The organism is Streptomyces sp. SID8352, assembly GCF_009862265.1.
Taxonomy (GTDB): Bacteria; Actinomycetota; Actinomycetes; order Streptomycetales; family Streptomycetaceae; genus Streptomyces.
Genome location: NZ_WWGX01000095.1, coordinates 72,912 through 98,534 on the forward strand (window position 1 = coordinate 72,912; position 25,623 = coordinate 98,534).

A 25,623-nucleotide genomic window follows, 5' to 3' on the forward strand; every position below is an offset into this window, starting at 1 on the left:
GGTGCGCCGGGGCCCTTGACCGGTGGGCCACCACTGGCCCGATAGTGGAGCGCGGGCCCCTGGCGAGGAACACGGCACCCGGCCACCGGGGCGCGGGCGGGAGGCGTGGTGCGAGCACGGCGGGCGTCCCGGGAGGCCGACCGGGACCAGGAGTTCGAGACCTTCGTCGCGGGCGCCGCGGGGCGGCTGCTGCACACCGCCACACTGCTCACCGCGGAGCCCCCGGACGACAACCCGCGCGCGCGGGACCTGCTCGTCCGCTGTCTGGCGCACACCTACGCGTCCTGGGACGGCGCGCGCGGGGACGACCCGTACGACCGCGCCCGCCTCCATCTGGCGATCCGCTTCGCACACACCTCCGGCCCCGCCCCCGGCCCGTTCGGACGCGCCCGGCGGGAGCCTGCGGGCCCCCTGGCCGGAATGACCCCTTCCGAACGGCTGATCCTGGTACTGCGGATCCACGAGGGCATTGCCGAGGAGCAGACCGCGGCGCTGCTGGGGCTGCCCGTGGAGCGGATCCGGACCGTCTGCGAGCGGACCGTCTCCCGTCTGCTGCACCCGCCCCCGCCGACCGCCCCGCTCCGCCCGGCGGCACGGGCGGAGGCGGCGACATGAGCGGCACGGGCGGTACGAGCACGGAACGGGCCCGCCCGGGACGCGCACCCGGCAGGGGCGGTGCGCCGTCCGCGGGCCGCGCGCCGGGACCGGGGCGGGCACGGTGAACCGGGCCGGGCGGGAGGCCGCCGTGCGGCGGATCCTGGCGGAGTCCCCGCCCCGGGTGCCGCCGGGACTGCACGCCGAGGCGGTCCGTCGGGGCCGCCGGGCGCTGCGGCGCCGGGCGGCGGCACGGCAGCTGCTGTGGCTGGTGCTGGGCGCGGCGGCGCTGGCGTTCACGGTGTGGGCCGCGGTCGTGCGGCCCTGGGACCGGCCTCCGTCGGAGACGGTCCCGCCCATGACCGGCTGGGACCACTGGTGAGAGCACCGGAGGACCCGACCGCCACCGGCCCCACGAGGTGACGGGACATGGCGGGGCCGCGCGGCCCCGCCGACGCCCCCCGGGGACATCGCCCGGCACCGCGGCCCCGCGCGGGGCCGCGGTGGGGGTCGCCGCGTCCTCCCTAGCCGAGGGCCTGCTTCAGGTCCTCCAGGAGGTCCTCGGCGTTCTCGATGCCGACCGAGAGGCGCACCAGGTCGCCCGGCACCTCCAGGGCAGAACCGGCCGTCGAGGCGTGCGTCATCCGCCCGGGGTGCTCGATCAGCGACTCGACGCCGCCCAGGGACTCGCCGAGGGTGAAGACCTTCGCCCGGTTGCAGACCTCGACGGCCGCCTCCTCGCCGCCCCGGACACGGAACGACACCATGCCGCCGAACGCCCGCATCTGCTTGGCCGCCACCTCGTGTCCGGGGTGGTCCGGCAGCCCCGGGTAGAGCACGCCGGACACCCTCGGGTGGCGGCTGAGCATCTCGGCGACCTGCCCCGCGTTCCGGCTGTGCCGGTCCATCCGCACCGCCAGCGTCTTGGTGCCGCGCAGCACCAGCCAGGAGTCGAACGGCCCGGCGACCGCGCCCATGGCGTTCTGGTGGAAGGCCAGTTCCTCGCCCAGCTCCGTGTCGTTCACGATCAGCGCGCCGCCGACGACGTCCGAGTGGCCGCCCATGTACTTGGTGAGCGAGTGCACGACGACGTCCGCGCCGAGGGCGAGCGGCTGCTGGAGGTACGGCGTGGCGAAGGTGTTGTCGACGACCAGCCGGGCCCCGCCGTCCCGGGCCACCTGGGCCACGGCGGCGATGTCGGTGATGCCGAGCAGCGGGTTGGAGGGGGTCTCCACCCAGACGGCCCGGGTCCTCGGGGTGAGGGCGGCCCGAACGGCGGCCGGGTCGGCGGTGTCGGCCACGGACCACTCGACGCCCCAGCGGGCGGCGACCTTGGCGAAGAGCCGGAAGGTGCCGCCGTAGGCGTCGTTGGGGATGACCACGTGGTCGCCGGGGCTCAGCAGCGCGCGCAGCAGGCAGTCCTCGGCCGCCAGTCCGGACGCGAACGCGAGGCCGCGGCTGCCGCCCTCCAGGGCGGCGAGGTTCTCCTCCAGCGCGGTCCTGGTGGGATTCGCGCTGCGGCTGTACTCGTAGCCGCCGCGCAGGCCGCCGACGCCGTCCTGCTTGTAGGTCGACACCTGGTAGATCGGCGGGACGACCGCGCCCGTCAGGGGATCGGCGGTGTTGCCCGCGTGGATCGCGAGCGTCTCGAAGTGCTGACTGATGTGCCTGTCGCTCATGGGCACAGAGCGTAGTGCCGCGAGCGCCTCCGTGGGTTTTCCACAGGTCGCGGCACACGTTGGCCAATTGTCGGCCTCGTCTGGTTCGCTTGTGGGCATGGAGATTCTCTGGGTCCTGATGGCACTGGTCATGCTCGGCTTCGTGCTGCTCCCTGTCCTGCGGCGGCGCCGGGGCGCGGTCGGGCTGGTCCAGCCCGGCCATCCGGACGCGGCGGACCCCGCGCACTACGGCTTCGCGCGGGAGGAGGAGCTGGACATCCGCATGCCCGGCCCCGACCAGGACCTCCTGGACGTGCTGGACCTGGTCCAGCGCACCCAGGACCACCGGGCGGCCCTGCAGCTGCTCGCGGGGACGGAGAAGGAGGGCGAGCGGCGCTGGCAGCGGGTGCAGGCCTTCGCGGGCGCCGCCTCGCTGGAGCTCCAGCAGCGACCCGGCGGCGTCTCCGAGACCCCGGGCGGCCAGTGGCTGCGGGTGTGGCGGACGGAGGCGCCGAAGGACGCCGGGGGCGCGGCCGTGCACGCCGAGTTCCTGGTGCAGCAGGCGTGGCGGACGGCGACGCCGGGCACGGACGAGTTCCGGATCATCATGGAGGAGGCGCGGACGGCCTGCGGCCAGGCTGCCCTGCTGGCCCCCGGCGATCCGGTCCCGTACATCGTGGAGCTGTCGATCGCGCGGGGCCTGGGCTACTCGCGGGAGGAGTTCGAGCAGCTCTGGCTGAAGATCCTGGACCGGGCGCCGAACCACATGGGGGCGCACCTGGCCGCGCTGCACTACTGGTGCGAGAAGTGGCACGGCTCCCGGGACCTGGCCTATTCCTTCGCGGAGGCCGCCGCGGCCCGCGCGCCGCAGGGCTCGCTGCTGGCCGCGATGCCGCTGTTCGCGGTCTTCGAGCACCTGCCCGAGCTGAATCTGGTGCGCGGCTTCCACCAGAGCGAGGTCGTGACCAAGGCGGTCCATGGAGCGCTGCACGCGGTGCACTCCGCCCGGCGGGACGACCCGATGCAGGCGCATGTGCGGCATCTGCTGGTCTTCTTCCTGGTCAGCGGTGAGCGCTGGGCGGAGGCCATGAACCAGCTCATAGTGATCGACGGCCATGTCGGCGCCCTGCCGTGGGTCCTGTCCGGCGATCCGGCGGCGGAGTTCGCGGTGTTCCGCGCCCTGGCGGTGGCGGGCTACGAGGCGAACGGCGGCAGCCCGGCGACGCTCCCCCACTGAGCGGCTCGCGGCGCGGAGGAGGGCGGGGGCCCGCGCCCGCCCCGAGAGGAGACCGCGTCCCGGTGCCGGCAGGGGACAGCGTCCCGTGCCGCGCCTGAGCCGCCGCCCGGGCCCGGGTCCCGGCCCGGCTGCCCGGACCGGACTGCGCCCCCTGTCCGGCCCGCGCGTCCGATCCGCCTCGGTCCCCACCGCACCCGACCGACCGCCCAACCGCCCGGCCTCCGTCGGCGCTCCGCCGCCCGACGGCAGCGGGCCGCCCCGGACGGGGCCGGTCCCGGAGCGGCCCCGTCCCGGGCCGCCCCGCCCGGCACCCCGCCGGAATTCCCGCCGCTCCGCACACGTTGTACGACTGTCGCCCCCGATTGGAGACCGCCGCATGTTCCTCTACCACCGGACGCCCCAGCTGCCGACCGCCGAGGAGGCCCTGCGCGGCCGTTCCGAGCCCTCGTTCCCGGTCCCCGACCGCCACACCGTGCTCGGCACGCCGCTGCTGGGCCCCTACCCCGAGGGCCTGGAGACCGCCGACTTCGGGCTGGGCTGCTTCTGGGGCGCGGAGCGGAAGTTCTGGCAGCTCCCCGCAGGTGTGTGGACCACTCTCGTCGGCTACCAGGGCGGCTTCACGGAGAACCCGACCTACGAGGAGGCGTGCTCGGGGCTGACGGGCCACACCGAGGTCGTGCGCGTGGTGTACGACCCCGCGGTGATCCCGTACGAGCGCCTGCTGAAGACGTTCTGGGAGTCCCACGACCCGACCCAGGGCTTCCGCCAGGGCAACGACGTGGGCACCCAGTACCGCTCGGCGGTCTACACCCACTCCCCCGCGCAGGCGGCAGCCGCCGAGGCGTCCCGCGACGCCTACCAGAAGGTGCTGACGGCCGCCGGGCACTCCACGATCACCACGGAGATCCTCCCGGCCGGGGACCGCCCCTTCTACCCGGCGGAGCCCTACCACCAGCAGTACCTCGACAAGAACCCGGCCGGGTACTGCGGCATCGGCGGGACCGGGGTGTCCTGCCCCGTCGGCGTGGCCCCCGCAGAGGGCTGACGGAGGGGCCGCCGAGACGGGGCGGCCCCTGTATGTCGCGCGACCCCGAGATGTCGCGCGACCCCGAGCACACAGGGCCGGAGGCGACGCCGGCCTACCCCGGAGGCATAACCCCGGAAGCCCCGACGTGATGACGACCGGGCCCGGAGACGCCCCGGCGTGACGATGCACGGGCGCCGAGTCGGCCGGGCGCGGAGGGGCCTCAGGCGCACCGCGGTGAGCGACCTCCGGCGCGACGCGGGGCGCTCACGCGTGAAGCAGGCCCGGCGCGAAGGCGATACCGCCCGAGGGGGCACTCCTGGGCACTGAACCGCGCCCAACACCAAGGTGCCCGGCGGAAACAAGGGCTGTCCGTCCCCGGCCGAGCGGGAGGGCGTGCGGTCAGTCGCCCACGGCGGACGGAAGGCGGCGGGCGGCCGACGGCCCCTGCCGGACGGCGAGCGGCAAGTGGCGCGTGGCGAGCGGCGCGGACAGGCTCGTCCGGTCGAACAGGCCCGGCGCCCGCTCACATTCCGACGTGCCACGTCCCGCGCGGCGCGTGGTTCCTCAGGAGGGCGCGGGCGCCCGGTTCCGCGGGCGGGAACCGGGCGGGCACCGGAGATCGTCCGGCCGTCCTTCCCCGAGGACGACCGGAACGGCGGGGCTTCGTGACGGAACCTCCCCCACACGCGGCCCGGCCGCCTCCTACTAAAGGGGGAGCCGGTGACGGAGACGTTTCCCCCATTCGTACGGCCAACCACCGGAACGTGGCGGGAAATCCATTCGGCAATTTCCTGACGGACCATAAGAAGGATTCCCCGACCGGAATCACGCCCTCCGGCTCATTCGGCCCGGCCGCCCGGGCCCCTGTGGTCCAGCGGCAAGTCGGCCACGGGGAAATGGTTTTGGTCCCTTTCGGCGCGAGAGGTATACCGCCGCCCTCCGGTAAGCCGTCGGAGAGGCGTCACCCGGGGGCGAACGGGAACCACCGGAGACCACGGACGGTGACGACGTCCGCCGGGTTTCCGCATCCCCTCGGCGACGGCCGGGCCCCGCCGGCCCGGGATCGAGCCACTGGAACCTCCCGGAACTCGACTCCACGGAGGCCCATTTGAGTGCCGGACAACCCGGCGCCGTTCTTGCGCCGGAGCCCCAGGAGGTCCGAGAGCTGGCCGTCCGACATCCGCTCCGGACGGCACCCTCCGTGACGGACGGCACACCATCACTGGCAAGAGGTTCCTGATTCCTGTGATTAATTAGGCGATGTGGCCTGAATCATTCGGCCCGTTTCATTCCGCCTTCCCGTCCGGCGTGTTCGACGGGGATGACATGAGAGGCATCGGGTCGTGACTGCCACGGTGACCGACTTCCACTACGGGGCGGTGACCCCGATCGCCGCGTATCTGATGGCGTGCCTGGGGTCGGCGCTCGGACTGCGCTGCACGGTGCGGTCGGTGCGCGGCGGACCGCGCGCCCGTGCCCGGAGCAACGGCTGGCTCTTCCTCGGCGCGGTGTCCCTGGGCTGCGGCATCTGGACCATGCACTTCATCGCGATGATCGGGTTCAGCATCGACGGGGCCACCGTCGAGTACGACACCCGGCTGACGGTGCTCAGCCTCCTGGTCGCCATCGTCGTCACCGCGCTGGGCGTCTTCCTGGTCGGCAGGCTGGGCTCCGGCCCGAAGATCCTCACCGGCGCGGGCGTCCTGATGGGGCTGGGCGTCGCGGCGATGCACTACATCGGCATGTCCGCGATGCGCGTGCACGGCGAGATCCGCTACGACACGATGACGGTGGCCCTGTCCGTCCTGATCGCCGTGGCGGCGGCCACGGCGGCGCTGTGGGCGGCCGTCACCATCCGCGGGCTGTGGTCGAGCCTGGGCGCCGCCCTCGTGATGGGCATCGCCGTCACGGGCATGCACTACACGGGCATGGCGGCCGTCAGCGTCCATCTGGAACAGGGAGCGGCGGCAACGGCCCAGTCCTCGGTCGGACTGATGTCGTTCCTGCTGGCCATGGTCGCCGGTCCGGTCGTGGTGCTGGTCCTGGCGGCGGCGATCGTCATGTTCGACCCCGATCTGGTGCTCGGCGACGACGAGTCGGAGTCCGCGGACGCCCCCCGGACGGTCCCCGCGACCGGCCCCCAGGCGGCCCCGTTCGCCGCGCAGGCCCCGGACCCGGCACCGTTCCCGGTCACCACTCCGCCCGTCCCCGGGCCCGCCCACGGCGCGGCGCGGTCCTACGACCGGGCCGATCCGCCCTACGGTCCGGCCCGGGTGTACGGACAGGTCCAGCCGCCGGCATACGCCCAGGAAGCGGCGTACGGCCAGGAACCGGCGTACGGCCCACCTCAGACGTACGGCCATCAGGGCGGGGCGCAGGGTGACGGCCCCGCGCAGGGCGACGGCCGCCCCCACTCGTACGCCCGGTTCCCCGGCTACGACGAGGCCGGGCCGCAGGCCCCGGCCGCACCGCGGCCCCAGGCGCAGTCCCCCGGGGGCGGGCCGCAGTGGCCCGGAGCCCACTCCGGCGATCCCCGCTGAACGACCCCGCAGCTGAACGACCCCGCACACGACGACGGCCCGCCCGGAACGAGGAGTTCCGGGCGGGCCGCCGTTCATGGGGCGGGTCCCCTACACGCGCGGACTACTTGCCGTAGTACGCGTTGTAGATCGTGATGGAGGACGTGTTGCCCTTCTTGTCGGTGATGTTGGCGCGCAGGGAGACGGCCTTGCCCTTGGCGGGGTTCTTGATGCCGGCCTTGCCCTTGGTGACCGTGGTCTTCTTCCAGGTCTTGCCGGCGTCGTAGGAGACGTAGACCGTCAGCGACTTCAGGTTGCTGCCGGCGGCGGCACCCTCGACGGTGACCGGAACGCTGACCGTCTTGCCGGCCGCGACCTTGCTGTCCAGGCCGGTGGTGACGCCGAAGCGGGCGCTGGAGGCCGGGAGCTTGGTCAGGGAGGCGGTCTTCTTGGAGCGGAAGGTCCAGGTCGCGTCGACCCGGCTGGTGGCCGTGGCCACGCTGCCGGACCGCTTGACCGAGGTGGTCAGCTTGTACGCGGCGTCACCGGCCGGGACGGTGAAGACACCCTCGCCGAACAGCGGGTCGTTGTTGGAGCCGACCTTGGTGCCGTTGCGGTACAGGGTCGTCGTGGCCGAGCTGAAGAGGGAGGAGCCCTCGTGGCCCTTGCCGTCGGCGAAGAGCGGGATCTGGCCGAAGACGGCGTTGCCCTCGCGGTAGAGGCCGAACGCGGAGTTCAGACGCGGGCCGAAGACGGCCGTGTTGAACGTCTCGGAGTAGCTCTTGCCGGCCTTGTACTGCTTCGCACCGATGAAGTACACGGCCTCGGTGACCGGGAAGCCCTCGGAGTCACGGCCGCCGCTCTGCTCGAACTCCAGGTCCCAGCGCACACCGTTGCCGGTGGAGACGTGGTTGGTGCGGGTGCTGGGGAGCTTCTGCTCGATGGCCACGGCGGAGGCGCCGGTGCTGTCCGGCAGCCAGCCGACCAGGGCGACGGAGCCCTTCTTGCCGCCCGCCGAGGCGCCGAGGCCGGTCTTCACCGTGGCCAGCTCGGCGGCCTTGTAGGCACGGGTGTATCCGGTGGCGAGCTGCTTGACCTTGCCGCCGGCGACGGTGTCCCACTGCTCCGTGGCGCCCTTGAGCCAGTGGCCGTCCCACTGCTGGGCCAGCGAACCGTCGGTGACCTGCGGACCGAGGTGGCGCGAACGGAAGTTGGTGTACGAGTCGAGCAGCCAGCCGAAGCCGTACTGGTCGCCCTTCTTGCTCCGAACCGTGAAGTCGGCCGTGGCGAACTGGGGCTTGGCGGCCTTGTCCGGGACGGTGATGTTCACCGGCTTCGCGGTGCGCGCGTCCAGGGTGACGGTCGCCTTCTTGGTGACGTCCAGCTTCGGCTGGGCGATCCAGTCGGCGCCCTTGTAGACGTCCGGGTTGTTGCCGACGAAGACCGCCGCGTCGAGGACGTAGTTGCCCTTCGGCACGCGGACCGTGGCGGTGCCCTTGGCGCTGTAGGGAGCGAACCACTTGCCCTCGGCGAGGCCGCCGACACCGACCAGGCTGGCGTTGTAGTTGCCGGAGGCCTTGCCGTCGCGGCCGAGGGCCTTGACGGTGACCTCGTAGGACTCCACCTCGCGCTCCACGGCCGCGGCCGTGCGGACGCTCTGGCCGCCGCCGGTGGCGGTGACGTAGGCGGAGTAGGTGCCGTCGACGGTGCCGCCGAGGCGGGTGTTGACGGTCAGCGGCACGGAGGCGCTGCCGCCCGCCGGGACGGTGACCTTGGTGGCGCCCAGGGTGAAGAAGCTGGCCGGGGCCGCCTTGCCCTTGGGGTCGCTGGCCGCGGCGGAGAGCGACAGGGTGACGCTCTTGGTGCCGAGGTTGCGGTAGGTCAGGTTCTTGGAGACCGGCTTGTCGTCGGTGTGCGGCCAGAGCTGGGTGCCGAAGGAGAGCGACACCGGGTCGGCCACGATGGTCTGCTGGATCGCCTTGTCGACCTGGACACGGCCCGAACCCTGCTGGAACGGCGTGTACTTGCCGCCCTTGGTGGAGCCGGTGAGGGCGCCCTTCAGGTCGGCGGACTTCCAGGTCGGGTGCTGCTGCTTGAGGAGCGCGGCGGCGCCCGCGACGTGCGGGGTGGCCATCGAGGTGCCGGAGATGGTCAGGTATCCGGCGGGCTTCTCGCCGACCTCGTTGGCGATGACGCTGCCCTTGGCGGAGGCGGCGGTGATGTCGACGCCGGGGGCGGTGACATCGGGCTTGATGGCGCCGTCGAGGCCGGGGCCGGTGCTGGAGAAGTCGGCCAGCCGGTCCTTGCTGTCGACCGCGCCGACGGTCAGGGCCGCGGCGGCGCTGCCCGGGGAGCCGATGGTCTGGTCGCCGAACTCGCCCTCGTTGCCGGCGGCGATGGCGAACAGGACGCCCTTCTCGGCGGAGAGCTTGTTGACCGCCGCTTCCAGCGGGTCGATCTCCGGGGTGTCCGAACCGCCGAGGCTGAGGTTGATGACGTCGGCGCCCTGCGCCGCCGCCCACTCCATGCCCGCGAGGATGCCGGAGTCGTCGCCGTAGCCGTCGTCGTCCAGGACCTTGCCGTTGAGCAGCTTGGCGCCGGGCGCGACGCCCTTGTACTTGCCGCCGCTCTTGGCACCGGTGCCGGCCGCGATGGACGCGACGTGCGTGCCGTGGCCGAACTTGTCGGCGGTGCTCGACGCGCCGCTGAAGTTCTTGGAGGCCACGACCTGGCTCTTGAGGTCGGGGTGGGTGGTGTCGACGCCGGTGTCCAGGACCGCGATCTTGACGCCCTTGCCGTCGTAGCCGGCGGCCCACGCCTTGGGGACGCCGATCTGCGGCACGGAGGTGTCGAGGCTGGCCTTGCGGACGCCGTCGAGCCACACGCGGGAGATGCCGGAGGCCGTCTTCCCGCCGGTGGTGACCGCTTCCCACAGGTCGGCGTTGGCCTCCTTCGGGGCCTGCACCGCGTCGGCGTTGAGCGCCGGCAGGGTGCGCCGCAGCGTGCTCGCCTCGCGGACGTCGGCCCGAGTGGCGGACGAGGCACCGGACTTGTAGCCGACGATGACCTTCAGGCCGTTCTTCTGGGCCTTGCGGGTGGCGGCCTTGTTGAGCTCGGTGACGTCGAAGAGGCGCTGGTCCAGCGTGCCGGTGGCGACCAGGCGGGCCGCGTCGGCCGGGACGACGAGGGTGTGCCCGCCGGCCCTGCGTATCTGGACGGGTATGTTCTCGCGTCCCTCGGCCCGCTCCAGGCCGACGACCCGGCCCTTGGCGTCCAGGACGACCCGGTCGCCGGTGATGAGCGTGACGCGGTGCTTGGCCGCGCCCGCGGTCGGAGCCGGGACGGCCCCGGTCCGCGCGGTGGACCGGCCCGCGTTCGCCGTGTCGGCCGCGGCCGGGCTGGTCATGCCCGCCGCGAGGGCCACGGCGGCCGCCGCGGCGACCGTGGCCACGCCGACCCTGTTGACTTGTGTGCGCAAAGTTCCCCCTTGCGGAAGTACCGGGCGACATCCCCGTTCACCCGGCCGGGGGCGGTCTCGCACTGATGTGCGTCCCCCGGATCTCGGATTATGCCGACAAACTTCGGCTCAACGGGGGGAAGTTACGCCTCCGCGCGAAGTCCGTTACGTGATCGAAGGATTCGCGGTGCGCGGCCCTTCACGGCGGCGCCGAACCCGCGCGGGCACCGTACCGTTCCGGGGGTCTCCGGGGCGCGCAAACGACGAGGCGCCCGCCGCCCCGGGGTGCGGGGCGGCGGGCGCCGGGGGACGCGTGGCGTCCCGTGCGGAGTCGGGTCAGGCCGCCGAACCGGCCTTCCACTGGGCCCAGTCCATGTTCCAGCCGTTGAGGCCGTTGTCCGGGGCGATGGTCTTGTCACCCGTGTTCTGGACGACGACGACGTCACCGATGAGGGAGTTGTCGTAGAACCAGGCGCCCGGCGTGGCGGGGTCGCCGGCGCCCTTGGTGTCGGACAGGCCGACGCAGCCGTGGCTGGTGTTGGCACCGCCGAAGATGGACTTGGCGCCCCAGTAGTTGCCGTGGATGAAGGTGCCGGAGGTGGACAGGCGCATGGCGTGCGGCACGTCCTTGATGTCGTACTCGCCCTCGCCGTCGTCGTCGGTGAAGCCGACGGTGGCGCCGTTCATCCGGGTCTCCTTGAACTTCTCGGAGATCACCATCTGGCCCTCGTAGGTCTTGTTGTCCGGGGAACCGGCGGAGATCGGGATGGTCTTGATCGTCTTCCCGTCCCGCGTGATCTTCATCTGCTTGGTCTCGGCGTCGACGTAGGAGACCTGGTTGCGGCCGATCTTGAAGGTGACGGACTTCTGCTGGACGCCGTAGACACCGGACGCGCCCTCGACGCCGTCGAGCGCCAGGTCGAGGGTGACGGTGGAGCCGCCCTGCCAGTACTGCTCGGGGCGGCAGTCCATGCGCTGGGTGCTGAACCAGTGGCAGGCGACCTCCTGGCCGCTGCTCGTGGTGACCTTGATGCCCTTCTGGACGGCGGCCTTGTTGGTGATCTGCTTGTCGAAGTTGATCGACACGGGCATGCCGACGCCGACGGTGGTGCCGTCGTCAGGGGTGAAGGTGCCGATGAAGCTGTTCTTCGGGGAGACCGTGGTGAAGGAGGCGTTCTCGTGGGCCGCGCGGCCCTCCGAGTCCTGCGCGGTCGCGGTCAGCTTGTAGGTGGTGGCCCGCTGGAGCGGGGCGGTGGGCTTCCAGCTCGCCTTGTCGGGGGATATCTGCCCGCTCACCTCGGCGCCGTCGGCCGCGGTCATCCTCACCTCGGTCAGCGTGCCCTTGCTCACCGTGACGGCGGCGGAGTTGTTGATGGAGGCGTTGTCGGAGCCGTCGCCGGGCGTGATCTTGATCTGGGCCTCGGAGGTCTTTCTGGCCGCGGCCTCGTCCACCTGGGCCTGCGAGGTCTTGTCGTCCCCGCCGCCGGAGGCCCCCGCGTCGCCGTTGGAACACGCCGAGAGCACCAGCACACCGCCGAGCACTGCGGACGCGGCCACTATTCCCCTGCGCCGCCTACCGTCCGTCATCACACGCTTCTCCATCGCTGCCGATTCCCGAAAAACCCCGAGCTGCCCCGTCAAGACCTTCAACGCTACGACCGGTTCCTCCCGTTCCACACGCCTCGTGGGTGTGGGGCACGCCACGTCCGCCGCGGAGGGCGGTGGCGCGGGGCGGCCGGTGCGCCGGGTGAGACGACGAAAACCCGGGTGGCGGTTGCCGGTCCGTGGCGCATTTCACCGGCCGCCCCGCACCGCCGCCTCCCCGGCGCACCGGGGGCCGACCGGCGGTCCGCACCCGCGGGCCGCCCGTTCGCCGTCGCTCCGGCCGCCCATCATGCTCACCGGCTCGCGACCGGTCGAATCGGGGAGGTGACACAGGGGCGGGCGCGCACGGTACGGTCACGGTGGCGCCGCCGCCGTCCGCGGGCGGTTCCGGCACAACTCTCCGCAGGAATCCGGCAAACGGGACATGTCGAAAGGTCCCGGGTCCGGAGAACGCGCTCACCCGCCCCGGTGGCTTTCCGGTGGCCCGCGCCTTTCACTAACATCGGCCCACACGGCCAATTCGCCAGCGCCACAAGGGGATCGATATTCCGTGTCATCCGCTCGCCGTCCACTGCTGACCGCCGCCGCCGCGGGTGGTCTGCTGTGCGCCCTGTGGTTCGTCCCGTCCGCCAACGCGACGCCCGACGGCCCGGTCGAACGGGCCCTCACGACGACCACGTCCTCGCAGGTCAACCGGGAGATCACCGCGCACGGCACCGACCCCAGCGAGACACCCGCCGCCGGCGCCCGGATGGTCTCGGTGAACGTCCCGGACACCTCCCCGCAGACCGCACGCCTGGCCGACACGGGCAGCTTCGACAGCACCCCGTACGTCGTCGGGGGCACCCTGTGCCTGGGGCTCGGCGCGGGCTTCGTGGTGTATTCGATGCGCCGCGAACGCCTGGGTCTTTGAGATCACTTGACGTTCTTTTGGCATTTTTGACCTTCCGGCCGCCGACGGGCCCCGCAGGGCGCGGCGGTGCACCGCGGGGCGCCGCTCCGTCCGCCGCGCCCCGCGGCCACCGCCGGCCGGCTGCGCTCAGCTCAGCGGACCGGTGACCGTCTCGGCCGCCGCGACCAGCCGCCCGGAGCGCACGAAGGCGTCCGCGGCGGCGAGGTCGGGGGCCAGGAAGCGGTCCGGGCCCGGCCCCTGGACGCCCTCCGCGCGGGCGGCGTCGATCACGGCCCGCGTGGCCGGGGCAGGGGTGAGGCCCTCCCGGAGTTCCACGGCGCGGGCGGCGGCGTACAGCTCGACGGCGATCACCCGGGTCAGGTTGTCGACGGCGGTGCGCAGCTTGCGCGCCGCCGACCAACCCATGGAGACGTGGTCCTCCTGCATCGCGGAGGACGGGATGGAGTCCGCCGACGCCGGTACGGCCAGCCGCTTCAGCTCGCTGACCAGGGCGGCCTGGGTGTACTGGGCGATCATCAGCCCGGAGTCGACACCGGCGTCGTCCGCGAGGAACGGCGGCAGGCCGTGGCTGCGGTTCTTGTCCAGCAGCCGGTCGGTGCGCCGCTCGCTGATGGAGCCGAGGTCGGCGACGGCGACGGCGAGGAAGTCCAGGACATAGGCGACCGGGGCGCCGTGGAAGTTGCCGTTGGACTCCACCCGGCCGTCGGGGAGCACCACCGGGTTGTCGACGGCGGCCGCCAGCTCGCGCTCCGCGACCAGGCGGGCGTGGGCGAGGGTGTCCCGCCCGGCCCCGGCGACCTGCGGGGCACAGCGCACCGAGTAGGCGTCCTGGACGCGTGGGGCGTCGTCCTGGTGGTGGCCGGTCAGGCCGGAGCCGCCGAGCACGGCGAGCATGTTGGCGGCGCTGGCGGCCTGCCCGGGGTGCGGGCGGATGGCGTGCAGTTCCGGGGCGAGCACCCGGTCGGTGCCGAGCAGGGCCTCCAGGGAGAGGGCAGCGGTGATGTCGGCGGAGGTGTAGAGGGTGCCGAGGTCCGCGAGGGCCATGATCAGCATGCCGAGCATGCCGTCGGTGCCGTTGAGGAGGGCGAGCCCCTCCTTCTCGCGCAGCTCGACGGGGGCGATCCCGTGCTCCGCGAGCAGCTCCCCGGCCGGGCGGACGCTGCCGTCGGGGCCCTCGGCGTCGCCCTCGCCCATGAGGGTGAGCGCACAGTGGGACAGCGGGGCGAGGTCGCCGGAACAGCCGAGTGATCCGTACTCGTGCACGACCGGGGTGATGCCGGCGTTGAGCACGTCGGCCATGGTCCGCGCGACCTCGGGGCGGACGCCGGTGTGCCCGGAGCAGACCGTCTTGAGCCGCAGGAACATCAGCGCGCGGACGACCTCGCGCTCGATCCGGGGACCCATGCCCGCGGCATGCGAGCGGACGATGTTGCGCTGCAACCGGGCCCGCAGGTCCGGGCTGATGTGCCGGGTCGCCAGGGCCCCGAAGCCGGTGCTGACGCCGTAGACGGGCTCCGGCCTGGCGGCCAGCGCGTCCACGATCGCGCGCGCCGCGGCCAGGGCCGCCACCGCCTCCTCGGAGAGCTCGACCCGGGCGCCCTCGCGCGCCACGGCGAGGACGTCGGACGCGGTGACACCGGACGTCCCCACCACCACAGTGTGCATATCCATATTCAGGAGCGTACGCAGTGAATTCAATGATGTCACCACTGGATTCGGCGCCCGCACGGCGGCAACGCGTCAGACCTGACGGGGTCGCCCGGGGCGGGACCCCCGCGGGCGGCGGGGGACGGCGGCCGGGGGGACGCGAAGGTCCGGAGGACGCGGCTCCCCGGGGCGGCCGGGAGGGCCGGGAGGGTCGGGAGGATCGGCCGGTTCTCCCGGGAGGCCGGGCGGAGTGTGCGCGGCTGGGGGGATGTGTGGGGCCTCGGTCCCTCGGGGGGCTATGGACCCGTAGGGGGTTCCGGTGCCGTAGGGGGCTCTGGAGCCGTAGGGGATCTCAGGGACGTAGGGGGTGTCCGTGCCGAGGGGAGCCGAGGGCCCGTGAGGCGTCTCGGGGACATAGGGGGCCTCAGGGCCGTGGAGGGAGTCAGGACCGTAAGGGGAGTCAGGGGCGTAGGGGTGATCGGGGGTCACGAGGCCGTCGGGGATGCCGGGGCCGCCCGGGGTCTCCGGGACGGCCGGGGCCCCGGGGCCGCAAAGGGAATCGGAAGGCTCTGGGGCCTTCCGAGGGCCGAGGGCGTCCGGGGGGCCGGGAGCGGGCGGGGTTCCGGAGCCGTCGAAGGGCTCACCGTCCCCGGAAGCGGGCGTGGCACCGGAGCCACCGAGAGACCCGCTGCCCCCAGGCGCGCGCTGAACACCGCAGCCGTCGAAGGGCTCCCCCTCCCCGGAAGCGGGCGCGGCACCGGAGCCGCCGAGAGACCCGCTGCCCCCAGGCGCGCGCTGGGCATCGAAGCCACCGAGAGGCTCTCCCTCCCCGGAAGCGGGCGCGGCACCCGGGCCACCGAGAACCTCGCGGCCCCCAGCCGCGCGCTGAACACCGGAGCCGCCGAGAGGCTCCCCGTCCCCGGGAGCGGGCGTGGCACCGGAGCCGCCGAGAGGTTCCCGGTGCCCAGGGGCGGGCGGGGCCGCCGGGCCGGAGGGTCCCGCGGGGCGCGGCGGCTCGGGCCCGTCGTGGGGCGCGTGGCGGCCCCGGAAGCGGCGGCGCTCCCCGTCCTCGCGAGCGGGCTCGTCCGCGAGCCGTACGACCGGGTCACAGGGCCCCTCCCGCCCCGCGACGACGGGATGGGCCGCCCGCTCGGCCTTGGCCCGGTACTGGGCGGCGTCGGCCAGCCGGAACAACCGCCGGGCGGAGCGCACCGGTCCGACAGAGATGTCGGTGGACGCGACCCCGCAGGCCACACCGTCCCCCAGCTCCAGTTCGGCGGCCCGGCGGCACAGTTCACCGGCGGCCTCGATCACCGCTTCGGCCGGCGGGCCGACCGCCAGCAGGCAGAACTCGTCGCCGCCGAGCCGCCCCGCGAGCGCGCCCGGCAGCATGGCGCCGCACAGCGACAGCACCGAGCCGAAGCGTTCGAGGAGCCGGTCGCCGACCGCGTGCCCGTGGGTGTCGTTGACCCGCTTCAACCCGTTGAGGTCGCAGACGACGAGGCTGACGGTGACGCCCTCCGCGCGGTGGCGCTCGACCGCCTCGTCGAGCCGGGTGTCCACGGCCCGGCGGTTGGCCAGCCCGGTCAGCGCGTCGGTGAACGCGAGCCGTCTGACCTCCTCCAGCCGCTCGGTCTGGGCGATCCCGGCGGCGGCGACGGCGGCCAGGACGGTGGCGAAGTCGGCGTCGGCCCGCTCGAAGACGGGGGCGCCGGCCGGCCGGGCCACGTACAGCTCGCCCCAGGCCCGCCCGTGCAGCACGACCGGCGCGACCACGCAGCAGCCCCGCCCCCTGCGGCGCAGGGCGGCGACCCGCTGGTGGACGTAGCCGGGGCGCCCGGTGGCGGGGCCCTCGGCCGTCTCGACCCAGGCGTTGGGTTCGCCGCCGCCGGCCCAGCGCTCGTGCAGGAACTCGGTGATCTCCGCGAACTGGTGGACCGGGTACGACTCGTCCTTTGGGAACTCCTCCTCGTCCTCGGCCCGCTCCCCGACGTTCACCAGCACCCGGAGGCGGCCCAGCTCGCGCTCCCACACCGAGAGCGCGGCGAAGCCGCCGCCCAGCGCGCGGCAGGCGCCGAGGGCCGCCGCCCGCCACACCTCGTGCGAAGTGTGCGCGGCGGCCATGCCCTGCGCCAACGACACGACGGCCGCGAGCCGTCCGTCCTCACCCATCACTCCAGGCTAGGGAGCTTCAACGAAAATGTGGACATTGATGATGCGAATGGGGAGCGGGGTGCCTCCCGAACCCCTCCGAGCAGCCCGGACCCCCTGGATCACGCCCACCGCGTCGGCCCCGGCGGACACCGGGGCGGGCCCGACGGGGACCCGGATCCCGGGCCGGAGGCGGCGAGGCCCCGGAGCCCGCCCCCTCAGCCGCCCACGAGCCCGCCGCCCCCGGACACCTCGGCCCGAGGCCATCGCGGAGCCGCGCCGGGGCCCGCCCGCCGCCCGCCCCGCGAGCGTCCGGGGCCGGTCACTCCCCCGGCCACTCGGGACGGCGCTTCTCGTTGAAGGCGGCCACGCCCTCCGCGCGGTCGCCGGAGAAGGCCACCGCGCGCCAGGCCGCGTCCTCGACCTCCAGCCCGGCCCGGAGGTCGAGCCCGTGCCCGAGCCGCAGCGCCCGCTTGGCCGCGCGCAGCCCCACGGGGGAGTTCGCCGCCATCCGGGCGGCCAGCTCCAGCGCCGCCTCCCGGTCCCGCCCCCGCTCCACCAGCTCGTCGACGAGCCCCAGCTCCCGCGCCTCCGCGGCCTCCACCCGGCGGGCCGTGAACACCAGCTCGGCCGCGCGCGCCGCCCCCACCCGGCGCGGCAGCAACTGCGTGCCGCCGCCGCCGGGGATCACGCCCACGGACACCTCGGGCAGCCCCACCACCGCCGTGGCGTCGGCCACGATCACGTCGCAGGACAGGGCGAGTTCGAAGCCGCCGCCCAGCGCGAAGCCGTGCACCGCGGCGACCGTCGGCACGGGCAGGTCCAGTACCGCCGTGTAGGCCGCCCGCGTCACCGGGCGCTGGCGCAGCAGGTCGGCGTCGGTGAAGGAGTTGCGCTCCTTCAGGTCGGCCCCGACGCAGAAGGCACGCTCGTGGGTGGAGGTCAGCACCACCGTCCGCACCTCCCGGTCCCCGCCCAGCGCGGCACAGGCGGCGGTGAGGGACCGGGCCATGGCGGTCGAGACGGCGTTCATGGCCCGGGGCCGGTCCAGCCCGAGTTCCGCCACATGCCCGTCCCCGTGTCGCCGCACCACGACGAACTCCCCGAACCGCTCCTCGCCCATGACACCCTCCGGTCGACGCCCGTGCCCAACGGTTAACGCGGGTTAACAACCCGGCCGCCCGATCATCGCAGGCGGGCCCGTCCGGCGGAACCCCGGACCGCGCCGCGCGCCCGCCCGTTCTACCGCCCCGCCCACCCGCTCTCCGGTCCCGATTACCCGTTCGAGTGACATATGCCCGACTTCCCGGCCCCGTGTCCCGGGGAGCGCATACGGTCGCCCAGCCAGGACGCGGCGGGGGGCCGCGCGGCGGGGAGGGATCATGACCACCACGGAGTCACCGACGGAACCACGGCCGCGTACGGGGCGGTATCCGGGGCCGCGGCGCGGCCGGCACCGCCGTTACCGGCCGCGCAAGACGCTGCTCGCGGCCGGCGGGTTCGCCCTGGCGGCCGGGGTGCTGGGGCTCACCCAGTTGATGTCCGGGTCGGCGCTGCCCGGGAACGTCCCGGTGCTGGGCGCGGCGCCGCACGCGGGCCCGGACGGGGGCGGCGCGCGGACGGACGGGGACGCGGACGACCGGGCGGGCGTCGCGGCCCGGTGGCCGACCCCCGGCGGCGCGGACGGCACCGGCGGGAGCACCGGCCGGGCCCCGGCGCGAGGTGGCCCGGCCGACTCGGCGATGGGCGGGCTGAACTCGTCCTCCGGCGTCCCCCTCATACCCGGCGGTCCCGGCGGTCCCGGCGATCGGGACGGCTCCGCGCGCGCCGGCGGCTCCGGCGCCGGTCCGCTGCCGGACCCGCCCGTGACGACGATCCCGGAGGCGCCCGACGCCCCCGCGGAGTCCCCCGGTCCGCGCCCGCCCCGCGCCCCGGAGCCCGCGCCCCCGGAGGCGCCCCCGCGCACCCCCGCGCCGCCGCCCACCAGGACCCCGGCGCCGGGCCCGGGCACCCCGCCCGCGCCCTCCCCCGAGCCCGCGCCGCCGCCCCCTCCGGAACCGGCCCCCTCGCCCAGCCCGGCCCCGACCCGCCCCGGGCTGTGCCTGCCGATCATCCGCCTGTGTCTGGACCTGCGCGCCGGATGACCTCCGCACCGCCCCCGCACCGCACCGCCGCCGCACGGCGGACACGCCGGGGCCGCGGTCCGGCCGCGCCCGCCGGGAGGTGCGCCCTGCCCGGCCGGGCAGCGGGCCGTCGTCCTCCGGCGGGGAGGGGGCGCGCGCCGTCCCCGTGCGCGCGGCGCGGGAGAAGGGGGCGCGCCCTCGGCCGCCGTGCGGCACCGGCTGCCCGGGGGAAGCCCTGGAGGACCGGAAGACACCGCCCCGGGGCTCCGGACCGGCACCGGCCCGGCCCCGGCGGGTGTCGGGCACCGGCACCGGCACCGGCCGGAGCCCAACACCCGTCGGGGCCCAACACCGGCCGGGGCCCGGCCCGGCGCCCGGAAGCACGGCACGCCGCGGCCCCCCGGGAAGGGAGTGCGCCCGTGGGGGAACGATCCGGCGGCACCGTCATGTCCGGGGTTCGGCGCCGGCCGCCGCGCCCGGAGCGCGCTTCGCCGCCCGGGTCACGCCCCGGCGCCGGTCACGCCTCCGCGCCACCCCGCCGGGTGAGCAGCCACGGCTCGACCACGCCGAGCCCGCGCACCGGCCGCTGCCACATAGGCTGGAGCGCGAAGCGGTACGCCGGTGCCTCGTCGCCCTCCTTCTCCGCCGCCGCGGCCTCCTCGGCCGCCGCCGCCTCGGAGGCCGGGGCCTCGTGGGTGCGGACCAGCTCCTCCGCGAAGGCGCTGTCGACGAGGACGGCGTCCCGGGGCGCTATGGAGGTCAGCCGGGAGGCCAGGTTGACGGTCGTCCCGAAGACATCGCCCATGCGGGTGGTCACGGTGCCGAACGCCATGCCGACGCGCAGCTCCGGCATGGTCTCGTCATTGGTCATCGTCTCGATCAGGCGCAGGGCGATCTCGGCGGCCGTCCCGGCGTCGTCGGCGGCGTAGAGCACCTCGTCACCGAGGGTCTTGATCAGCCGTCCGCCGCGCGCGGCCACCAGATCGGCGGCGGTGGTCTCGAAGGCCTCGACGAGTTCGCCGAGTTCCTCCTCCTCCATGCGGCGGGTGAGCCGGGTGAAGCCGACGAGGTCCGCGAAGCCCACCGCGAGGCGCCGGTCGACCATCTCCTCGTCGTCGGCCGCCTGGACGACGCGGCCGGTGGCGGCGGCGAGCTGGCGCCGCCAGACGTAGACGAGGAACTCCTGCAGTTCCGGCAGGAGCAGCTCCATCAGGGGATACGTCACCTCGGTGCGGGTCATGCCGGGCTCGGGCGGCTCGGTCAGCCCCTCCAGGAAGGAATCGATCTGCCACTCGGCCAACCGGGCGGTGGTCTGCCCGGTGGACCGGGCGACCTGCACCGCCATCGCCTCGCTGAGCAGGCCCGCCTCGACCAGACCGGCCAGCCGCCGCAGCGCGAGGACGTCGGCCTCGGTGAGCGCCTTGGCCTGCCCTATGTCGGCGAAGCCCATGGCCCGCCAGAACCGGGACGCCAGCTCCATGGAGACACCGGCGCTGCGGGCCGCCTGGAAGGGGGTGTAGCGGCGCTCGGCGCCCAGGATGAGACCTTCCAGGCGCAGCGCCAGCGGGTCCTCTCCGGAGTCGGCGGAGCCCGGGTCGGGCTCGGGGTCCACCCGGCCGTCCCCGTCCGCGCCGGAGCCCGTGTCGTCGACGGTCACGCCTGCTGCCCTTCCGATCTGCCGCGGTCAGGTTCGACCGGCCCCAACTTTACGTCAGGTGTGCCCCAGCTCACTCCCCACCGGCGACCGCTCCGGACGCCCGCTCACCGGGCGTCCCGCGAGCGCCCCCGGAGGCCGCCCGGCCGCCCCTCCCACCCGACCACCAGCGCGTCCGTCCCGCGACCGGAGTCCGCGCCCGGGCGGCGGGCGGCGCGGCGCACCCCCGCGCACCACCCCCGTCCGCGCCCTCGCGCCACGCCCCCGTACGCCCCGCGCCGCGCCCCGTACGCCCCGGGAACTCCCCCACGGGCCCGGGGCCGCGGGACCACCGGGCGACGGCGGCGGACCCCCGGCGCGGCGGTGCCGCGTCCCGGCCGGTGTCCCGCGCGCCCGGTCCGGTCCCCGGCCGTCCCGCGGGGCGGGCCCGGCCCCGCCCCGGAAACCGGCACCCTCCGGCCGCCGCTCCCCCCGACCGCCCCGGCCGGCCGTCCCTCCGCCCGACCGCCCCGTCACGCGGGCCGCAGGTGGACGATGTCCCCCGCCCCCACCGGCTCGCGCCTCCCGCCCTCCGTGGCCAGCACCAGGCGGCCGTCGCCGTCGATGGCGACCGCCTCGCCGACCAGGCTGCGGTCGCCGGGCAGTTCCGCGCGGACCGTCCGGCCGAGGGTGGCGCAGCCCGCGGCGTACGTCTCCTGGAGCCCGCACGCGACGGGGTCGCCCCCCGCCGAGCGCCAGCGCCCGTACCAGTCCTCCAGGGAGCGCAGCACGCCCCGCAGCAGCGGGTCCCGGTCGGTCGTGGCGGCGCCCGCCAGGGCCAGGGAGCCCGCGCGGGCCACCGGCAGCTCCGCGGCGGTGAGGGTGACGTTGAGGCCCACGCCGACGACGACCCCGTCGGGGCCCGCGCTCTCGGCCAGGATGCCGCCCGCCTTGCGCTCCTCGCCCCCGACCGTGACGAGCAGGTCGTTGGGCCACTTCAGGGCGGTGTCGACACCGGCGGCGCGGGACAGCCCGGTCGCCACCGCGACCCCGGTGAGCAGCGGCAGCCAGCCCCAGCGGGACAGCGGCACCTCGGCGGGCCGGAGCAGCACGGAGAAGAAGAGGCCCGAGCGGGGCGGCGCCGACCACTGCCGGTCCAGGCGCCCGCGGGCGGCGGTCTGCTCCTCCGCGACCAGCACCGCCCCCTCGGCCACCGTGCCCTCGGCGGCCCTGGCGACCAGATCGGAGTTGGTGGACCCGGTGCGCTGCACCACGTCCACCCGGGTCCACAGCCCGCCCGCCCGCACCAGGCCCCGGCGCAGCGCCGTGGCGTTCAGGGGCGGCCTGCCCAGGTCGGACCAGCGGCTGTCGGGGGAGGGGGAGGAGTCTCGCGGCGTCATGCAACCCACCCTAGGTGTGGGAAAGACCGCACTGCCGACCCCGGAGCGTCGCACTACTCTACGGATGAGTAACCGTTCTCACTCTTGAGCAGGCAGGGAGCCGCAATCCCGATGTCCGAGCCGGAAGTGCAGCAGCAGCCCGACATCCACACGACCGCGGGCAAGCTCGCGGACCTCCGGCGTCGCATCGACGAGGCCACCCACGCCGGTTCGGCGCGCGCCGTGGAGAAGCAGCACGCCAAGGGCAAGCTTACGGCCCGCGAGCGGATCGCCCTCCTGCTGGACGAGGGCTCGTTCGTCGAGCTGGACGAGTTCGCCCGGCACCGTTCCACCAACTTCGGGCTGGACGCCAACCGGCCCTACGGGGACGGCGTCGTCACCGGCTACGGCACCGTCGACGGCCGCCCGGTGGCCGTCTTCTCGCAGGACTTCACCGTCTTCGGCGGCGCGCTGGGCGAGGTCTACGGCCAGAAGATCGTCAAGGTGATGGACTTCGCGCTGAAGACCGGCTGTCCGGTCATCGGCATCAACGACTCGGGCGGCGCCCGCATCCAGGAGGGCGTGGCCTCGCTCGGCGCCTACGGGGAGATCTTCCGCCGCAACACCCACGCCTCCGGTGTCGTCCCGCAGATCAGCCTGGTCGTGGGGCCCTGCGCGGGCGGCGCGGTGTACTCGCCGGCCATCACCGACTTCACGGTGATGGTGGACGGGACGTCGCACATGTTCATCACCGGCCCCGACGTGATCAAGACCGTCACCGGCGAGGACGTCGGCTTCGAGGAGCTGGGCGGCGCCCGCACCCACAACTCCACCTCGGGCGTGGCCCACCACATGGCCGGGGACGAGAAGGACGCCATCGAGTACGTCAAGCAACTGCTGTCGTACCTGCCGTCCAACAACCTCTCCGAGCCGCCCGTCTTCCCCGAGGAGGCCGATCTCGCGGTCACCGACGAGGACCGGGAACTGGACACCGTCGTCCCGGACTCCGCGAACCAGCCGTACGACATGCACACCGTGGTCGAGCACGTGCTGGACGACGGGGAGTTCTTCGAGACGCAGCCGCTGTTCGCGCCGAACATCCTGACCGGCTTCGGCCGCGTCGAGGGGCGGCCGGTGGGCATCGTCGCCAACCAGCCGATGCAGTTCGCCGGCTGCCTGGACATCACCGCCTCCGAGAAGGCGGCCCGCTTCGTGCGCACCTGCGACGCCTTCAACGTGCCGGTGCTGACCTTCGTGGACGTCCCCGGCTTCCTGCCCGGCGTGGACCAGGAGCACGACGGGATCATCCGGCGCGGCGCCAAGCTGATCTTCGCCTACGCCGAGGCCACCGTGCCGCTGATCACCGTCATCACCCGCAAGGCGTTCGGCGGCGCCTACGACGTGATGGGCTCCAAGCACCTGGGCGCCGACCTCAACCTGGCCTGGCCGACCGCCCAGATCGCGGTGATGGGGGCGCAGGGCGCGGTCAACATCCTGCACCGCCGGACCATCACCGGGGCGGAGGACCCGGACGCCACCCGGGCCCGGCTGATCCAGGAGTACGAGGACACCCTCCTCAACCCCTACACGGCGGCCGAGCGCGGCTACGTGGACGCGGTGATCATGCCGTCCGACACCCGCCGCCACATCGTGCGGGGGCTGCGCCAGCTCCGCACCAAGCGCGAGTCGCTGCCCCCGAAGAAGCACGGAAACATCCCTCTCTAAGGAGCCTCTGTGATCAAGGTCGTACGGGGCAACCCGACCCCGGAGGAACTGGCCGCCGCCCTGGCGGTGGTCCGGGCGCGCGCCGCGGCGCTGACGGCCGAGCCGCCGACGCTGCCGGGGCCGGGCGACGCGTGGGCGGACCCGGGACGGATCGCCGGGGCCCGGCTGCCCGCCCCGGGCCCGGCGTCGTGGGCCCGCACGTACTGGCCGGGCTGACGGGCACGGGCGCGGCACGGCCCCCCTGACCGCCCGGCCCTGTGCCCGCCCCCCCGTGTGGCGAAGCCCACCCGGGGCCGTGTGCCGCGCTAGGTACCCGTACTCAGGCGCCGTTCCCGCCCCGGCCCCACCCTGGTGGAATGCTGTGGTCCGATCCGGAGAACGAGCCGCCCGAGGAACTCCGCGAGACGCAGGTCATGCTGCGGCGGCTGGGGCTCTTCCTGGCGCTGGCGATGGTGCTCGCGATGATCGTGATCGGGGTGCGGTAGGACGCGGAGGGACCGGGCGCCGCCGCTACGCTGACCCCCATGACCGATCAGCAGCCGCGCCGCCGCCTCGTCCTCGCCTCCCAGTCCCCCGCCCGGCTCGGGCTGCTGCGCCAGGCCGGGCTCGCTCCCGAGGTGCTCGTCAGCGGCGTCGACGAGGAGGCCGTGAGCGCCCCCACACCGGCCGAGCTGGCCCTCGCCCTGGCCAAGGCCAAGGCGTCCGTGGTGGCCGCCCGGCCGGAGGTCTCCGGGGCACTGGTGATCGGCTGCGACTCGGTGCTGGACCTGGACGGACGGCCGCTCGGCAAGCCCGCCGACGCCGAGGAGGCCACCGCCCGCTGGAAGGCGATGCGCGGCCGGGCGGGCACGCTCCAGACCGGTCACTGCGTCTGGGACACCGCCACCGGGCGCCACGCCGCGGCGACGGCGTCCACCGTCGTCCGGTTCGGCGAGCCCACCGACGAGGAGATCGCCGCCTACGTCGCCTCCGGGGAGCCGCTGCACGTCGCCGGGGCCTTCACCCTGGACGGCCGGTCGGCGCCGTTCATCGACGGCATCGAGGGCGACCACGGCAACGTCATCGGCATCAGCCTCCCCCTCGTCCGCCGCCTGCTGAACGAACTGGGCGTCGGCATCACGGAGTTGTGGGCTCCGGCGGCGGACTGACCGGCGCCGCGCCCTCGCCGGGCGGCCCGGCGGCGTACTCCTTCGGGCCGCCGGGGACGCCGTCCGGGAGGTGGCCGTCGTGGGTCATCAGGAGCAGCACGACGAGCCCGAGGACGGCGGTCAGCAGGACGAAGGCGCCCGGCCCCACCGGCCCCCAGGCGAGGGCGGCGAGCAGCCCGTGCACCACGGCGGCGCTGACCAGCAGGGCCCGGCCGGCCCCGGCGGGCCGGTGCCCGCGCACCGCCACCAGCAGCGCGACCAGCGCGCACAGGGCGAAGTAGAGGCCGAGGACGACGCCGCCGATCTTCGAGGAGCGGGACATCAGCTCGGGGTCGAGACCGGCCAGGGACATCCGCTGCCGGTCGACCACCACCCCCAGGAACCAGTTCAGCGCCACGACGCCGAGCGCCTCGGCGAAGAGCACGACCGCCACGATCCACGCCACCGGTCTGCGCACCGACACGGCCCCGCCCCCTTTCGACCGCCGCCCGCACGGGACGGCTGTTACCCGAAGTACGTCCGAGACATCGCGAACGCTACTAACGGGTAAACCTGGGGACAAGGGGTTCGCGGAGGGCAAAGAATCGTTGGGCCATTCGTAGGGACTCCACAAAGAATCGCGATGGGCCGCAGCGCGCCCTCACAGAGACCTGGCCCGCCCCGGACGGCTAGGGTTTCCCGGGGGAGCCCTGGGTATCGCGGTACGACAAGGGGTTTCGCGGGTCGAGCGGACCTCGAATCACGCTCCGTGTGGGCAAGCTCACCATTGGGGACGGGTCGATGTGCCGTGTCGGCAGTCCCTAAACT

General features: G+C 74.4%; 18 protein-coding genes and 2 pseudogenes. 11 read left to right on the forward strand and 9 right to left on the reverse strand.

Going from position 1 to position 25,623, the window contains the following annotated elements:
• The first annotated feature begins 108 nt into the window (after positions 1-108).
• Both GTY84_RS28710 and GTY84_RS28715 read left to right on the forward strand, forming a co-directional pair.
• The gene (locus tag GTY84_RS28710; protein ID WP_161229365.1) at positions 109-615 is read left to right on the forward strand and encodes an RNA polymerase subunit sigma-70; all 507 of its coding nucleotides are present in this window, start codon (positions 109-111) and stop codon (positions 613-615) included.
• 103 nt (positions 616-718) lie between these two features.
• Positions 719-976: a hypothetical protein gene (locus GTY84_RS28715; protein ID WP_161229324.1), complete on the forward strand. Its 258-nt coding sequence runs from the start codon at positions 719-721 to the stop codon at positions 974-976.
• A 142-nt stretch (positions 977-1,118) separates the two neighbouring features.
• Here the strand turns inward: GTY84_RS28715 and GTY84_RS28720 are convergent, their stop codons facing one another.
• Positions 1,119-2,273, reverse strand: coding sequence for a cystathionine gamma-synthase (locus tag GTY84_RS28720; protein WP_161229325.1), 1,155 nt, complete (start codon positions 2,271-2,273; stop codon positions 1,119-1,121).
• A 97-nt stretch (positions 2,274-2,370) separates the two neighbouring features.
• Here GTY84_RS28720 and GTY84_RS28725 point away from each other — a divergent pair, with 97 nt between their 5' ends.
• The 3 genes and pseudogenes from GTY84_RS28725 to GTY84_RS28740 all read left to right on the forward strand — a co-directional run.
• A complete protein-coding gene (locus GTY84_RS28725) occupies positions 2,371-3,489 on the forward strand; it encodes a hypothetical protein (protein WP_161229326.1) in 1,119 nt (372 codons plus the stop codon).
• A gap of 376 nt (positions 3,490-3,865) precedes the next feature.
• Positions 3,866-4,534 carry a peptide-methionine (S)-S-oxide reductase MsrA gene (msrA, locus tag GTY84_RS28730; protein WP_161229327.1) on the forward strand — a complete coding sequence of 223 codons (669 nt, stop codon included), beginning with the start codon at positions 3,866-3,868 and terminating at the stop codon, positions 4,532-4,534.
• Between the two features lie 1,325 nt (positions 4,535-5,859).
• Positions 5,860-6,615, forward strand: a pseudogene (locus tag GTY84_RS28740) (MHYT domain-containing protein); the annotation flags it as partial.
• Positions 6,616-7,159: 544 nt separating this feature from the next.
• On the opposite strand, the gene GTY84_RS28745 reads toward GTY84_RS28740, so the two are convergent.
• Both GTY84_RS28745 and GTY84_RS28750 read right to left on the reverse strand, forming a co-directional pair.
• The gene (locus GTY84_RS28745; protein WP_237532745.1) at positions 7,160-10,513 is read right to left on the reverse strand and encodes a S8 family serine peptidase; all 3,354 of its coding nucleotides are present in this window, start codon (positions 10,511-10,513) and stop codon (positions 7,160-7,162) included.
• A gap of 315 nt (positions 10,514-10,828) precedes the next feature.
• A complete protein-coding gene (locus GTY84_RS28750; protein WP_161229329.1) occupies positions 10,829-12,079 on the reverse strand; it encodes an Ig-like domain-containing protein in 1,251 nt (416 codons plus the stop codon).
• 568 nt (positions 12,080-12,647) lie between these two features.
• On the opposite strand from GTY84_RS28750, the gene GTY84_RS28755 reads away from it, so the two are divergent.
• Positions 12,648-13,010 carry a hypothetical protein gene (locus GTY84_RS28755; protein ID WP_161229330.1) on the forward strand — a complete coding sequence of 121 codons (363 nt, stop codon included), beginning with the start codon at positions 12,648-12,650 and terminating at the stop codon, positions 13,008-13,010.
• 126 nt (positions 13,011-13,136) lie between these two features.
• On the opposite strand, the gene hutH is transcribed toward GTY84_RS28755, so the two are convergent.
• From hutH to GTY84_RS28770, 3 genes and pseudogenes are all read right to left on the reverse strand, one after another.
• On the reverse strand, positions 13,137-14,675 hold the full coding sequence (hutH, locus tag GTY84_RS28760; protein WP_161229367.1) for a histidine ammonia-lyase: 1,539 nt from the start codon (positions 14,673-14,675) through the stop codon (positions 13,137-13,139).
• A gap of 1,011 nt (positions 14,676-15,686) precedes the next feature.
• Positions 15,687-16,829 (reverse strand): annotated as a pseudogene (locus tag GTY84_RS28765) (GGDEF domain-containing protein); the annotation flags it as partial.
• A gap of 301 nt (positions 16,830-17,130) precedes the next feature.
• Positions 17,131-17,931 carry an enoyl-CoA hydratase-related protein gene (locus GTY84_RS28770; protein WP_161229331.1) on the reverse strand — a complete coding sequence of 267 codons (801 nt, stop codon included), beginning with the start codon at positions 17,929-17,931 and terminating at the stop codon, positions 17,131-17,133.
• Positions 17,932-18,190: 259 nt separating this feature from the next.
• Between GTY84_RS28770 and GTY84_RS34780 the strand changes: the two genes are divergently transcribed.
• A complete protein-coding gene (locus GTY84_RS34780) occupies positions 18,191-18,952 on the forward strand; it encodes a hypothetical protein (protein ID WP_161229332.1) in 762 nt (253 codons plus the stop codon).
• A gap of 496 nt (positions 18,953-19,448) precedes the next feature.
• Here the strand turns inward: GTY84_RS34780 and GTY84_RS28780 are convergent, their stop codons facing one another.
• Positions 19,449-20,588 (reverse strand): adenylate/guanylate cyclase domain-containing protein, encoded by a 1,140-nt coding sequence (locus tag GTY84_RS28780; protein WP_161229333.1) that lies wholly within the window; start codon positions 20,586-20,588, stop codon positions 19,449-19,451.
• Positions 20,589-21,097: 509 nt separating this feature from the next.
• Positions 21,098-21,964 carry a biotin--[acetyl-CoA-carboxylase] ligase gene (locus GTY84_RS28785; protein WP_161229334.1) on the reverse strand — a complete coding sequence of 289 codons (867 nt, stop codon included), beginning with the start codon at positions 21,962-21,964 and terminating at the stop codon, positions 21,098-21,100.
• Positions 21,965-22,075: 111 nt separating this feature from the next.
• Between GTY84_RS28785 and GTY84_RS28790 the strand changes: the two genes are divergently transcribed.
• The 4 genes from GTY84_RS28790 (at position 22,076) to GTY84_RS28800 (ending at position 24,816) form a co-directional block, all read left to right on the forward strand.
• On the forward strand, positions 22,076-23,668 hold the full coding sequence (locus GTY84_RS28790; RefSeq protein ID WP_161229335.1) for an acyl-CoA carboxylase subunit beta: 1,593 nt from the start codon (positions 22,076-22,078) through the stop codon (positions 23,666-23,668).
• 9 nt (positions 23,669-23,677) lie between these two features.
• On the forward strand, positions 23,678-23,884 hold the full coding sequence (locus tag GTY84_RS28795; protein ID WP_161229336.1) for an acyl-CoA carboxylase epsilon subunit: 207 nt from the start codon (positions 23,678-23,680) through the stop codon (positions 23,882-23,884).
• 140 nt (positions 23,885-24,024) lie between these two features.
• On the forward strand, positions 24,025-24,153 hold the full coding sequence (locus tag GTY84_RS34785; protein WP_265293717.1) for a hypothetical protein: 129 nt from the start codon (positions 24,025-24,027) through the stop codon (positions 24,151-24,153).
• A gap of 39 nt (positions 24,154-24,192) precedes the next feature.
• On the forward strand, positions 24,193-24,816 hold the full coding sequence (locus GTY84_RS28800; protein WP_161229337.1) for a nucleoside triphosphate pyrophosphatase: 624 nt from the start codon (positions 24,193-24,195) through the stop codon (positions 24,814-24,816).
• On the opposite strand, the gene GTY84_RS28805 is transcribed toward GTY84_RS28800, so the two are convergent.
• Positions 24,785-25,279: a hypothetical protein gene (locus GTY84_RS28805; protein ID WP_161229338.1), complete on the reverse strand. Its 495-nt coding sequence runs from the start codon at positions 25,277-25,279 to the stop codon at positions 24,785-24,787. The two genes, GTY84_RS28800 and GTY84_RS28805, sit on opposite strands and share 32 nt — an antisense overlap.
• Positions 25,280-25,623: the final 344 nt, after the last annotated feature.